This window comes from Alkalihalophilus pseudofirmus (genome assembly GCF_029094545.1).
GTDB classification, from domain to species: domain Bacteria; phylum Bacillota; class Bacilli; order Bacillales; family Bacillaceae_D; genus Alkalihalophilus; species Alkalihalophilus pseudofirmus.
In genome coordinates, this window is record NZ_CP117835.1 from 3,405,467 (window position 1) to 3,419,089 (window position 13,623).

The following is a 13,623-nucleotide window of genomic DNA, read 5'->3' on the forward strand; positions in this document are numbered from 1 at the left end:
GGTTGTCGACCATGTTAGAGTTAGTTGTATTACGTGCTCTTGTAGGACGTATTCCGCTTGTCGCTCGATTAATATCCATCGTTTTCATTTTAGCCACTACGATTGGATTAATTATTCATTTTATCGAACCTGATGTGTTCCCTACTTGGTTTGATGCCGTATGGTGGGCGCTAGTCACTGTCTCTACAGTAGGCTACGGGGACTTTGTACCAGTAACAACAATCGGACGTGTTTTAGGAATTATTTTAATTTTTTCAGGAGTGGGGTTTATGACTCTGTTTGTCACCTCACTTGCCGCTAAAACGATCTCGACTGTAAACGCTTTTCGTGAAGGGATGTTAACATTTATGGGTGATGGGCACGTTATTATTATCGGATGGAACGAACGGAGCAGGCACGCAATTGAAAATTTGCAAAAAGTAAAACCTAAATCATCAATCGTATTAATTGATGATACGTTGCAGGAGCTGCCTCAAGGATTAAGACATATTCATTTTGTCAGAGGAAACAGCAGTGAGGATGCTACATTAAAACAGGCAAACATAGGGCTCGCAAGCAGCGTGCTTATTACTGCGCAGCATCAAGGAAGTGAGTTTTCATCGGATGCTCATTCAATTTTATCCACATTGGCTGTCAAATCTCAGCATCCAGAAGTGTATACGATTGTGGAAGTGTTAACAACTGAACAAATTGCTAACGCTAAAAGGGCTGGCGCGGATGAAATTGTGGAATCTACTACGTTGACAGGTTCAGTTCTGATAAACAGTCTGTTATACCATCACATGAGTGACGTACTAGACGACTTATTAACTTTTAATGAAAGAACTCAATTAACATTCAGCCCCATCGTGGAAGAACATGTAAAAAAAACGTTTGCTGCTTTGTTAATCGAATTATACAACGGAGGAGATTTATTAATTGGAGTAAAACGTTCTGAGGAAGTTTTACTCCATCCGCCTCATGACACAGTGATACAGCAAGGTGATTTATTAATATTAATTAACAGGCTCCATGCTAGTACAATAAAGTAAGTTCAAGCTCTTGAACTAAGCTCCTTGCAACAGTCATGTATTTATTGTCTACTTTAGCGTCTTTATCTACTGGTTCTTGAAATTGGTTAAAGACGCTGTTGTATGTCATCGGAATCAACCCATTTAGAGGATCTGTATTATCATCAAGTCCTTTTTGAAATTTATGACTTAAAAGAAATGGCTGCCCTAATGAAACACTTACCCCTCTTTCCCCTAGCTCTCCGTCAACCGGCTTAAAAGGCAGCCGCAAAAATGTATACCCTACCTCTTCATCAATTTTATAATCAAAATATCCTTGATCATAATCCCAGCCGCCTCCTATAACATAGCCAAGCGGTTTCAGTTTTTCTTCTAATACTTGAAGTTTAAATTCTTTACCTTCTACAGCAGATTGTAAAGCAATCATTCACCCCACCCTTTCTTATAAATAATGTACACCTAGTATGTGCTTTGACCGAAAGAAAAATGAGCAAACAAAAAAGATCACGCAAAAGCGTGATCTCAACTATCTTTATTTAAGGCGTTTTTCTAGCTCAGCTTTTTCTTTTTCAAAGCCTGGCTTCCCAAGAAGAGCGAACATGTTCTTCTTATATGCTTCTACTCCTGGCTGGTCAAACGGGTTGACCCCAAGTAAGTAGCCGCTGATGCCGCATGCTTTTTCAAAGAAATAAATTAAATAACCGAAATGGTATTCGTTTAGTTCTGGGATATTGATAATTAAGTTTGGCACTCCGCCATCAGTATGAGCAAGCATTGTCCCTTCAAAGGCTTTCTTGTTCACAAAATCCATCGTTTCGCCTGCAAGGTAGTTCAAGCCATCAAGATCATTATCAGCTTCCTCAATCTTAATCTCTTCCCGTACCTTCCCTACATTCAATACTGTTTCAAATAAGTCACGACGGCCGTCTTGGACATATTGCCCCATTGAGTGCAGGTCTGTTGAAAAGTCAACAGAAGCAGGGAAAATTCCTTTTCCGTCTTTTCCTTCACTTTCTCCGTAAAGCTGCTTCCACCATTCTGATACATAGTGAAGAGATGGTTCATAATTCACCATCAGTTCAATCGTTTTTCCTTTGTTGTAAAACGCATTACGTACAGCAGCATATTGATATGCTTGATTTTCTTTAAGGTCTGGATTAGAAAGATCAGCACTTGCATCAGCAGCACCTTTCATCAGTGCTTCAATATCAAGACCACTCACAGCAATTGGCAGAAGTCCTACTGCAGTAAGTACAGAGAAACGCCCCCCAACATCGTCAGGAATGATAAAGGACTCATATCCCTCTTCATTTGCAAGAGTTTTTAGAGCACCTTTTTCACGGTCAGTTGTTGCATAAATACGACGACGCGCTTCTTCTTGTCCGTATTTCTTTTCTAAAAATTCACGAAAAATACGGAAAGCAATAGCTGGCTCTGTCGTTGTCCCTGATTTTGAAATAACATTCACAGACACATCTTTATCTTCAAGCAAAGCAAATAAATCTTTTACATACGTTGAAGAAATATTGTTTCCAACAAAGAATACTTGCGGCGCTTTACGTTCTTCTTTTGACAATACATTATAAAAAGAATGATTCAATGCTTCAATCGTTGCACGTGCTCCTAGGTATGAGCCCCCAATTCCAACGACAAGAAGTACGTCGGAATCATTTTTAATTTTTCCAGCCGCTGCTTGAATGCGTGAAAATTCCTCACGATCGTACGCTGTTGGCAGGTCAATCCAACCTAAAAAATCATTTCCTGCACCTGTTCCGTTATGTAGAGCTTCATGTGCTGCAGTTACAGCATCTTGCATGTTATCAATTTCATGTTGTCCAAAAAAAGACAGTGCTTTTGAATAATCGAATTGAATTTTTTCCATGAAGGTGATGCCTCCTTAATCATTTACGTTCATATCACTATTCACTTTAACCGAATGCCTGTATAAGAATCAAGTTCATCTGACAATGTAAGCGGAACCAGTGGAAAATTAATTAATACTTAAAGAAAAAAGACTTGGAAAGAAGAATGTTAAAGTGGAATTTAGGAAGCACACCGCTCCAAAAATATACTTCGCTTTCCGTGGGAAGCTGGTGAGCCTCCTCGAGCTTCGCCCTGCGGGGTCTCACCGTTGCTTTGGATCCCACTGGAGTCTACGTATATTTCTTCCGCTAAGGAATTGCTTCGTTCAAAAAACCCCTTAAATACAATCTTCAGTCCAAGTCTATCTTCACCTTATAGTGCTTCTGTTAAAATCTTTTTCACATCGTCTTTATTTAATTTTCTAAAGTTGCCGAATTCGCCGTTTTCAGCTGCAATTCCAGCCATGCGTTCAATTTGTGATTCGTCGATATCATAATCAGCTAAGCGGTTTGGTGCACCAAGCTCCGTCCAGAAAGCTGATAATTTATCAATTCCTTCAAGTGCAATTTCACGATCAGTTTTGCCTTCTGGATCAACTCCGAGTACTCTAGTCGCAAGCTGTACATGCCGCTCGATTCTCTCCTCAAGACTATTGCGCATCCAGTGAGGGAAAATAATCGCCAATCCTCCTGCATGCGGGATATCATACACTGCCGACACAGCATGTTCAATATTATGTGTCGCCCAGTCTCCTCTTAGCCCCATTTGAGTAATGCCGTTTAGAGCCATCGTTCCACAGTAAAGAATTGTTTCGCGGTGTTCAATATTATTAAGGTCAGATAGCAGCTTCGGCGCTGTTTCCATCACTGTTAATAAAATTGACTCCATAATACGATCTTGAAGCTGTGTATTCTCAGCATGATGGAAATACGCTTCAATTACATGACTCATCATATCAACCATGCCATAGATCGTTTGGTCTTCTGGGACAGATAATGTATTTTTCGGATCTAAAATAGAGAATGCTGGGAATGAAAACGGACTTCCCCAGCCGACTTTCTGGCTAGTTTCCCAATTCGTAATAACGGACCCTGCATTCATTTCTGAACCAGTCGCAGCAAGAGTTAAAATGGTTCCAAAAGGAAGTGCTGAACTTGGCGTATCTTTTTTCGTGATGACATCCCAGATATCTCCCTCGTACTTTGCACCGACAGCGATCGCCTTTGTTGCATCAATAACACTTCCGCCACCTACAGCTAAAATAAACTCGATATCATGTTCACGGCACAGCTCAATTCCTTTTCGAACCGTCGTTAAACGCGGGTTGGGTTCAACACCTGCAAGTTCCGTCACTTCGGCATTGATCTCACTTAATTGACTGATGACGTGATCGTACAAACCGTTTCGTTTAATACTGCCTCCGCCATAAACCACTAATACTTTCTTGCCATAACGCTTTACTTCATTGGCTAATTCTTCATTCTGGCCTTTACCGAAAACTAATTTAGTTGGATTTTTAAAAACAAATGGATTCATATGTATTCCTCCTTGATAGGGATTTACCTATTATTATCAACAAATACCGTGACATATGTAAAGGAAACAGACTTCAAATCCCAGTTCCCATAAATTAACACTGTCTCCTAACAATAGGCAACGGTATAAGTGAATAATTGTCCACTGACATCCTCATTCTAAAAGGGAAGCACACCCTCACATCGATGGTTGTGCAAATCCTTAATAGCAGGAGGTGAATGGTGTGAGTGGTATTCAACGTACAGCGCTTGTTTTAGCGATTATCGGCGCAATTAACTGGGGGCTGATCGGATTTTTCCGTTTTGACCTTGTCGCGGCAATCTTTGGCGGACAAGCTGCAGGCCTATCTCGTTTAATTTACGCGCTTGTTGGTCTAGCTGGTCTTTATTGTATTTCAATTCTGTTCAAGCCTGATGAGGAACTTGAACGCGTACCAGAAACAGAACGATAAAAATGGCTTAAGCATCTCAAATCTTGATTTGAGGTGCTTCTTTTAATTCCTACGCCTCACTATATTCTCCAATAGATGATGCTTTCCTCCCCATATATAAAATAAAAAAGCATCCAGTATAACCGGATGCTTCGGTGGCAAGAATTACTTCTTAGCGCGCTTGTTAAGATCAGCTTGAATTTCGTTAGATTGCTTTAACCATTCTTTAAGCTTATCTTCAAGTGTGTTGAAACCTTGTTGAGGTTTGTTTTGTTGTTGAGGCTTACGTCCGCCTTGACCGCCGCCAGTGTTACGAGGCTTAGCTGGACGAGCTGGGCGCTCAGGAGCTTCTTGTGTAGCACGGATAGAAAGTGAAATCTTACCAGAATTTTCTTCTACGTTCATGATTTTCACTTTAACTTCATCGCCTACAGAAAGAACATCATTGATATCTTTAACGAAACCGTGAGCTACCTCCGAAATGTGTACTAAGCCTTGTTTTTGCTCGTCAATTGCTACGAACGCACCAAAAGGCTTGATTCCTGTTACTTTACCTTCTACAATACTGCCTACTTCATAATTTGACATCTACATACATCTCCTAACTATTTATTAACCTTTTAATATTAACATAGGATGCGACTTTACGCAAAACATCGTTTAAAAAGTTTTTATTTTACATCTTTGCTTATCTTAACAGGTTTATATAGAAACGTAAAACAAGAAATGAGACAACACCTTATAAGCCATCTGACGACATGTCAGATGGCTTATGGATTAATTAACGTTTACCTGTTTTGGGCTTTTCCGAAGTTAATACTCCGCCTGCAATAAATCGTTCATCAAGCTCAATTCCAAGCTCTCTTTTGTACTTTTCAACCTTATATTCATCTTTGCGTTCAATGAAAGTAACGACCTTGCCTTCTTTGCCCATTCTACCTGTACGTCCTGCTCGGTGAAGATAACTATCAGGACTTGCAGGAGGATCTAATTGAATGATATGGGTCACATCATCAACATCAAGTCCTCTAGCCGCTATATCTGTAGCTACTAAAATGTGAATGTCACCTTTGCGGAATTGATTTAGAGCCTTCTCACGTTCTTGCTTCGTACTGTCTGAAGAAAGTGAAGCAGCTTTAATTTTCCGGTATACGAGCTTTTCTGTGGTTTCAGCTAATTTTTCAAGCTGATTAACAAATACAATCCCTTTTTCAATTTTTTCAGCATGGATCAGCTTTCTAGCCATATCGACTCGCTCTCTTGCTTCCACGCGAATGAGCAAATGCTCAATATGATCGACCAACAGGCCTCCCTCGGCTTCCATCTCGACTGTAAAAGGTGCAAATGAAGCGATCATATCAGCAAAGTCATCGGGTAACGTCGCGGATACGAATAAGAACTGACGATCACGGCCGGCACGCTTTGCAATTTCCGTAAAAGCATCCCATGAAGATTTCTCTCCTAGCATGCGATCTGCTTCATCAACTGCAACGACTTTTAACTCATGCAATTTCAATTTTTTCATGTCTACAAGTTCCAGCACACGGCCTGGTGTCCCAACGGCAAGCTGCGGCTTTTTCTTTTTTAGACGCTCTAATTGACGTTTAACATTCGCACCACCTATAAATGAACCAATTTCAATCGGTGCCTCTTTCGTTAGTTCACGTGCTACCTCAACAATTTGCATCGCAAGCTCTTGAGTTGGGGCAAGAATTAATACTTGCAGCCCTTTTTCCTTGCTGTTAATTTTTGCAAGAGCCGGCAGAAGGAAAGCAAGTGTTTTCCCTGTTCCTGTCTGCGAGCGTGCGATAATGGATTGACCTTGGAGTGCTTCTGGAATCATTTTCGCTTGGATATCAGTTGGTTCGCTTACTCCCATTTTCGATAATGCTTCCTGATACATTGACGGCAAGCCGTCGATTTCAAACGTACCTCTCATAGTTAAGCCTCTTTCTTTTTGTTTATTTTTCTGTGCGCGTTAATTGTTTAACATCCGCATCAGTCAATTTGTTTAATTGATTTAAAAATGCTTGTTGAAAAGAACCGATACCTTGTTCGTTCGTTTCAGCAAATGCACGTTCACTTGCAATTCCGTAATAAGCGGCTGCTTCCCTGCAAGCATTCGGAATATCGTCTTTTGATACCGAGATAAACGCAGCTACTACTGCACCAAGTAAACAGCCTGTCCCAACAACTTTAGTCAGCCATGGATGACCGTTGTAAACCGTTTGGACATGAACACCGTCACTTATCACATCCACTTCTCCTGTCACAACTGCTACACAAGAAAACTGTTTTGCTGCAAGCTTAGCAAGTTCTATCGTATCACCTTCCATCGCTCCGTCAACACCTTTTACAGAAGCTTCTACTCCTACAAGAGATGCAACTTCCCCAGCATTTCCACGAAGAACGGTAATATCTACTTCTTTTAAGATCTTAAGACTCGCTTCTGTTCGAAACGACGTCGCCCCTGCTCCAACCGGATCTAATACGACCGGAACTCCAGCTTGATTTGCTGCCTTTCCAGCTATGATCATTGCTTCTACTTCTTCTGTTGATAGTGTTCCTATGTTTAATAATAGGCCGCCTGCCACCTGGGCTAGGTCGGCTGCTTCTTCTTTCGCATACGCCATAACAGGAGAAGCACCGAGTGCGAGTAATCCGTTAGCAGTAAAGTTTGTAACCACCACATTTGTCATACAGTGAATAAGCGGGTTTTCTGTTTTAATTCGTTCTAACAGCATGTCATTACTTCCCTTCGATAAATAGTTGGGTTTGAGAAAATCTTACCTTTTTTTATTTATGAAAACAAATTTAATATTTTTTTAGTTTGAGACGTTTAAAGTGTGCCCGATTGGTCATACTAGGTATTACAATCGTATTCCCCCATAATTGAGGCAAGAGCGCCATGCTCTTGCCTCCTTTTTTATGTTAAAGAGCTGCTCCTCTAAAAGTGAGGAGCAGCTCTTCTGATGTAGATACGTTGCTTTGGCTAGTGAAACGGTGCAATTACTCTCTGAAAAGATACAATTCCGCTGTGCCTTGACGCAATATATGTTTTAACTGACGCAATTAGTGGAGAAAGACGCAAATAAACCTTTAACCGACGCAATTGCGCGAGTAAGGAGCGCAATCATCTTAGTAACAGACGCATAAATACCCTGAAAACTTACCATTGTTCAAGACCTCAACTATTACACAACTTCTATCAGCTTAAAACTGTTTTAAAAACCGGCCGATCCGCTCAACCGACTGTTCGAGATTTTCCATAGACGTTGCATAGGAGCAACGAATATGCCCCTCGCCGCCTTCACCGAAAACATGTCCAGGAACAACAGCGACTCGCTCTTCTAGCAAAAGCTTTTCTGCAAACTGTTCAGATGTTAGGCCTGTTTTTTCAATCGACGGGAAAGCATAGAAGGCACCGCCTGGCGTGTGACATTCCAATCCAATTTCAGAAAAAGATTTAACAAAATAATTACGACGCTGCTTATAGGACTGCTTCATGCGGTATACATCATCCATACCGGTCTTCAGTGCCTCTAGCGCACCGTACTGTGCCATCGTCGGTGCACACATAAGGCTGTATTGGTGGATTTTCAGCATTGCACTAAGCAAGTCTTTTGGGGCACATACAAAGCCAAGACGCCATCCTGTCATGGCAAATGCTTTTGAAAACCCTGAAATGATGACCGTTCTCTCTTTCATTCCTTCAAGACTCGAAAAGGCTACATGCTCTTCGTCATAGGTCAACTCGGCATAGATCTCATCTGAGAATACTAATAGATCATGGCGTTCAGCCAGCTCGGCAATCTCTTTTAATTCTTCCTGATTCATTGTAGAGCCAGTTGGGTTATTTGGGAAACAGAGCATCATAGCTTTCGTTCGGTCTGTGATGGCAGCTTCAATTTGAGCAGCGGTCACTTTAAAATCAGTATCAATATTCGTCCCTACTGCCACAGGCACCCCGCCTGCCATCGATACTAAAGGCGCATACGATACGAAACTCGGCTCAACGACAATGACTTCATCGCCTTCATCTACTATTGCTCTCATCCCGACATCGATGGCTTCACTTGCCCCTACAGTTACCAAAATCTCTGATTCAGGATCGTAATCAACAGAGAAGCGAGAAGTCATATAATTAGAGATTGCTTCTCTTAATTCAATGATGCCCGCATTGGCTGAGTAAGCAGTGAAACCGCGCTCCATCGAAGAAATACTTGCTTCACGTACGTTCCAGGGTGTCACAAAATCAGGCTCCCCAACACCAAGTGAAATGATATTATCCATACTTGATGCAAGGTCGAAAAATCGTCTTATGCCTGATGGCTGGATGGATTGCACTTTTTTAGATAAACGTTTGTTTACTTGTTTGGTTGTCATGGTGCCACCACAATTCGGCGATCTTCTTCTCCTTCTCCAAAGACCACGCCATCATGTTTATATTTCTTCAGCTGAAAATGCGTTGTTGTGGATAAAACAGAATCTACAGTTGAAAGCTTCTCTGAAACAAAGCGTGCAATCTCAGACATCGTTTTCCCTTCAATAACTACCGATAAATCATACGCACCAGACATTAAGTACAAAGCTTTCACTTCAGGAAAACGATAAATCCGCTCCGCTACTTGATCAAAACCTACTCCGCGCTGGGGAGTCACCTTAACATCGATCATCGCCGTGACCCCTTCATTTTGATCCACTTTGCTCCAGTCAATTACCGCAGAGTAGCTTAAAATAATGTGATCATCCTCAAGCTTCTTCAAGAGCCCCTTTACTTCTTCTTCAGAAGCATCTACCATTTTAGCTAAGGTCGGTATGGAAACGCGGCCATTTTCTTCTATAATATGCAAAATATCAATTGCTTTACTCTCCATCTCTCTCTATCTCCTTTCGCTTATAGCGCATGGATTGGTTCAATTTTGTTTATCATAACATATTAGCTATTTTTCGATACGTTTTTCACATAAAATTCTGAATAAATCTACACAAAGGAGTGCTTGTATAAATGGAACTATCTAATTCATCAAATAACCGAACAGCTCTTTTAATTATAGATATGATCAGCGACTTTGAATTTGAGGATTCGGAGCTGTTAATCAAACATGCTATGCCTGTTGCGAAAAATATTGCAGCTCTTAAAAAGAGAGCAAACGAAGCTCATATTCCTGTCATTTACGTCAATGATAATTACGGAAAATGGCAATCTGATTTCAGACATTTAGTTGCTCACTGCCTTGAACACGATGTAAAGGGCCGTCCTATTGTTGAAATCCTCCATCCTGACGAAGAGAAGGATTATTTCGTCTTAAAGCCTAAGTTCTCAGGCTTTTTTGCAACACCTCTAAATCTACTATTGGAACATTTAAATGTGGATACCCTTATCCTAACTGGAGTTGCGGGTAATATGTGTGTACTCTTTACAGCTAATGATGCTTATATGCATGACTACAAAATATATGTACCAAGCGATTGCTCTGGATCTAATACAGCAGAAGCGAATACGGAAGCCCTTCATCTGATGCAGAATGTGGCGAAAGCAGATATTACACCGTCTGTCGATTTGGTTTTGCCGCTTAAATAGGATTATTTTTAGATAAAAAAGAAAGCCTGCCATTATTTAATGACAGGCTTTCTCCATTTTTATTTCGACTCCCATTTCTCATTAAAAATAAGACTTTCCAGCTCGCGGCGTTTCTCCCAGCCGGAGGATTGTAGAATTGGTTTGTCTGGATAGTTGTCGGTATATCCAATGGACAATAGAGCAATTGGCTCAATATGAGGCGGGATGTTAAGAATATCGCGAATATCATTCTTTTTATAAAAGCTTACCCACCCTAGAGCAAGACCTTCTGCGGTTGCGGCAAGCCACATGTTCTGAATCGCACAAGCAGTTGAGAGAATATCCGTCTCTGGAATAGAGTTACGGCCAAGTACGTGAGAGCCGCCTCGAGTCGGGTCACATGTCACGCAAATCGTCACAGGCGCTTGCTTTAATCCCTCAATTTTAAGTGATAAGAATTTTTGATGGCGATCATCTTTATTCTCATAATGAATAGCCAGCGCACGACGCTCTTTATTAGCCGCCCAAGCAAGCTTTTCTTTCACTTCATCACTTTGTACAACAACAAAATTCCACGGCTGCATAAAGCCAACAGACGGACCTTGGTGTCCAGCCTCAATGATCCGTTGAATTTTCTCCTCTTCTACTGGAGCAGACAAGAATGTTCTTACGTCACGGCGAGTTGCTATTACTTTATAAATTGAATCTTTTTCTTCTTGGTTAAACATTTCATTTATATCCTTATTAGACTTATCATTATTAGACACGATAAAACTCCCCCTTGCTTTCTATATTTCCACAAATAATCATTACTTCTATTCTATGATCAAATGGATCTTTGAGCTAGCTTTTTTTATTCAAAATGAAAACCCTCGCATTACATGCGAGAGTTATTATCTAACCGGTAAACAATGGCTTCATATGGTCTAAGTTTAATTTCATCACTTGCTGGCAGCTCGTTTACGTAATTACTAATGACCACTTCTGCTGCCTTTCTATTTCCTAAATCAAACGTTGTCTCTTCACCGTAAAAATTACAGATGACAATAAGTTGGTCGCCGTTTAACTCCCTTTCATAGGCAAATACAGACGGATGATCGGCATCTAGCAGTTGATACTTTCCATAAACAATGACTTCATGCTGTCTTCTTAATTGGATCAGCTTCTTGTAATAGTGGAAAATAGAATCCTTGTCTTCTAATGCCTGCTCCACATTTATGTTTTGATAATTTGGGTTTACGTCGATCCAAGGCGTGCCTGTTGTAAATCCAGCCTTTTCCTCAGCACTCCACTGCATTGGCGTACGTGCATTGTCACGGCTTTTCACATATATGGCTGGCATTATATCCACAGGCCTCATCCCTTTTTCTTCAACCATTTCGCGGTAATGATTCAGCGTTTCAATATCACGATAGTCTTCAATCGAATCAAAATGGATATTGGTCATGCCAATCTCTTCGCCTTGATAGATGTACGGCGTCCCTTTCATCATATGAAGGAGCGTAGCAAGCATCGTTGCAGACTCTCTGTGATAGTGGGTGTCATCCCCAAAACGAGAGACAGTTCGGGGCTGATCATGGTTGCTCCAATATAAGCTGTTCCACCCAGAATTCGCTAACTCCTCTTGCCATTTGGAAAGATTATTTTTTAAATCACGTAATTCCAGTTCCTTCAATTCCCACTTTGGTCTGCCCTTATGTTTATCAAGGCCCATATGTTCAAACTGAAAGACCATATTTAACTCTTGACGCTCGACCGCTGTATATTTAATTGCTTCTTCTGGAGTGACTTTCGGACATTCTCCAACTGTCATAATATCGTACTTAGATAATACTTCCTCATTCATTTCACGTAAGTAATCATGAACCCCTGGCAGATTAAACTGATACGCCTCAGCTTCAGCGTCCTCTTTTTGATACGCATCATAACTTGGCAGAATTTCTTTTTTGGAGATCATATTTATGACATCCATTCGAAAACCATCCACACCCTTATCAAGCCAAAAACGCATCATCTCATATACATCTTGACGCACCTGTTCATTTTCCCAATTTAGATCAGGCTGCTTTCTTGAGAACATATGCAGGAAATACTCATCTGTCTCTTTATCATATTCCCACGCTGAGCCGCCGAAAGAGGCAATCCAATCAGTCGGGGGTTCATCCCCTTTTCCCGGCCGCCAAATATAGTAATCACGGTAAGGGTTGTCTTTAGATGAACGAGATTCTGCAAACCAGTGATGCTCATCAGATGTGTGATTTACGACTAAATCCATGACAAGCTTAATACCGCGTTTATGCATTTCATCTAATAATTGATCCCAGTCTTCCATTGTCCCGAAGTCATCCATAATTGCTTTGTAGTCACTAATATCATAGCCGTTATCATCATTAGGCGATTCGTACACCGGTGAAAGCCAGACAACATTAATCCCGAGTTCAGTTAGATAATCAAGCTTCGAAATGATTCCTTTAATATCTCCTATTCCGTCCCCGTTGCTGTCATAAAAGCTGCGCGGATAGATTTGATAAACGACACTTTCTTTCCACCATTGTTTGTCCATTTCTGCACCTGCTTTTTGTTTATTCTAGATTAGTATGTATTTCATCCTGCCATTTTATCGATTATTGCTAACAGATTCAACCGGCACGAAAAAGAGCATGAGGTTCTCCCCATGCTCTTCATCACTTAAGCAAATACTTCACGCAAGCTTGCTTTATCCTGTTCTAACCAGTATTCCATCAGTTTCTTTGCACCTTTTAGATCATGAAGCTTCGCTTGTCCGCACTGCTTCTCAGTCGCAGCCGGGACCTCATCAAGTTCAATAGAATACTTCATCGTTTTCTCAAGAACATCAATAATCTCATCAACCGAAGGCGCCCCGCTCATAATTAAGTAGAAACCTGTTTGACAGCCCATTGGTGAGAGGTCAATCACATCAAAATGGTCATAGTCTTCGGCAAAGCGGCGAACATTCAGCGCAAGTAAATGCTCCATCGTATGGATGACATTAGGCTTCATCGCTTGCTTATTAGGCTGAAAAAAACGGATATCAAATTTATTAATTTCCCCGTCAGTTCCTACATCATGACGCCCGCAATGTCTGACAAAAGGTGCTTTTACAATCGTATGGTCTAACTCAAAACTCTCTACAGTCGGCACACTGATCACTCCTTGTTAATTGCTTTAATCTAGCAGTTGACTACAGTATAACGAATGAA

The 13,623-nt window shown here is 41.0% G+C and carries 14 protein-coding genes; 3 read left to right on the top strand and 11 right to left on the bottom strand.

The genetic code is table 11. The annotated features are described in order from the left end of the window. The first annotated feature begins 11 nt into the window (after positions 1-11). Positions 12-1,031, top strand: a complete 1,020-nt coding sequence (locus PQ478_RS18000) for a potassium channel family protein (RefSeq protein ID WP_289235062.1) — start codon at positions 12-14, stop codon at positions 1,029-1,031. Here PQ478_RS18000 and PQ478_RS18005 read toward each other — a convergent pair. From PQ478_RS18005 to PQ478_RS18015, 3 genes are all read right to left on the bottom strand, one after another. Then, positions 1,015-1,437 carry a YugN-like family protein gene (locus PQ478_RS18005; protein ID WP_022628970.1) on the bottom strand — a complete coding sequence of 141 codons (423 nt, stop codon included), beginning with the start codon at positions 1,435-1,437 and terminating at the stop codon, positions 1,015-1,017. The genes PQ478_RS18000 and PQ478_RS18005 overlap by 17 nt on opposite strands. A 105-nt stretch (positions 1,438-1,542) precedes the next feature. Then, entirely contained in the window at positions 1,543-2,892 is a 1,350-nt protein-coding gene (locus PQ478_RS18010) for a glucose-6-phosphate isomerase (protein ID WP_289235063.1), read from the bottom strand. Positions 2,893-3,245: 353 nt separating this feature from the next. Then, the gene (locus PQ478_RS18015; protein ID WP_289235064.1) at positions 3,246-4,409 is read right to left on the bottom strand and encodes an iron-containing alcohol dehydrogenase; all 1,164 of its coding nucleotides are present in this window, start codon (positions 4,407-4,409) and stop codon (positions 3,246-3,248) included. A gap of 223 nt (positions 4,410-4,632) precedes the next feature. Between PQ478_RS18015 and PQ478_RS18020 the strand changes: the two genes are divergently transcribed. Further along, entirely contained in the window at positions 4,633-4,860 is a 228-nt protein-coding gene (locus PQ478_RS18020) for a DUF378 domain-containing protein (protein WP_012960258.1), read from the top strand. 144 nt (positions 4,861-5,004) lie between these two features. Here the strand turns inward: PQ478_RS18020 and yugI are convergent, their stop codons facing one another. From yugI to PQ478_RS18045, 5 genes are all read right to left on the bottom strand, one after another. After that, the gene (gene yugI, locus PQ478_RS18025) at positions 5,005-5,427 is read right to left on the bottom strand and encodes a S1 domain-containing post-transcriptional regulator GSP13 (protein ID WP_012960259.1); all 423 of its coding nucleotides are present in this window, start codon (positions 5,425-5,427) and stop codon (positions 5,005-5,007) included. Positions 5,428-5,620: 193 nt separating this feature from the next. Further along, entirely contained in the window at positions 5,621-6,778 is a 1,158-nt protein-coding gene (locus tag PQ478_RS18030) for a DEAD/DEAH box helicase (RefSeq protein WP_012960260.1), read from the bottom strand. Between the two features lie 22 nt (positions 6,779-6,800). Then, the gene (thiM, locus tag PQ478_RS18035) at positions 6,801-7,583 is read right to left on the bottom strand and encodes a hydroxyethylthiazole kinase (RefSeq protein ID WP_022628973.1); all 783 of its coding nucleotides are present in this window, start codon (positions 7,581-7,583) and stop codon (positions 6,801-6,803) included. 469 nt (positions 7,584-8,052) lie between these two features. Continuing rightward, positions 8,053-9,225: an aminotransferase gene (locus PQ478_RS18040; RefSeq protein WP_022628975.1), complete on the bottom strand. Its 1,173-nt coding sequence runs from the start codon at positions 9,223-9,225 to the stop codon at positions 8,053-8,055. After that, positions 9,222-9,716, bottom strand: coding sequence for an Lrp/AsnC family transcriptional regulator (locus PQ478_RS18045; RefSeq protein ID WP_012960265.1), 495 nt, complete (start codon positions 9,714-9,716; stop codon positions 9,222-9,224). Before PQ478_RS18045 ends, PQ478_RS18040 begins: the two co-directional genes overlap by 4 nt. Before the next feature lie 131 nt (positions 9,717-9,847). On the opposite strand from PQ478_RS18045, the gene PQ478_RS18050 reads away from it, so the two are divergent. Beyond that, complete coding sequence (locus tag PQ478_RS18050; RefSeq protein WP_289235065.1) at positions 9,848-10,423, top strand: cysteine hydrolase family protein; 576 nt, start codon at positions 9,848-9,850, stop codon at positions 10,421-10,423. A 59-nt stretch (positions 10,424-10,482) separates the two neighbouring features. Here PQ478_RS18050 and bluB read toward each other — a convergent pair whose 3' ends face one another. From bluB to PQ478_RS18065, 3 genes are all read right to left on the bottom strand, one after another. After that, a complete protein-coding gene (gene bluB, locus PQ478_RS18055; RefSeq protein ID WP_289237007.1) occupies positions 10,483-11,130 on the bottom strand; it encodes a 5,6-dimethylbenzimidazole synthase in 648 nt (215 codons plus the stop codon). 149 nt (positions 11,131-11,279) lie between these two features. Further along, positions 11,280-12,965, bottom strand: coding sequence for a glycoside hydrolase family 13 protein (locus tag PQ478_RS18060; RefSeq protein WP_289235066.1), 1,686 nt, complete (start codon positions 12,963-12,965; stop codon positions 11,280-11,282). Positions 12,966-13,090: 125 nt separating this feature from the next. Further along, positions 13,091-13,564 carry an S-ribosylhomocysteine lyase gene (locus PQ478_RS18065; protein WP_022628978.1) on the bottom strand — a complete coding sequence of 158 codons (474 nt, stop codon included), beginning with the start codon at positions 13,562-13,564 and terminating at the stop codon, positions 13,091-13,093. Positions 13,565-13,623: the final 59 nt, after the last annotated feature.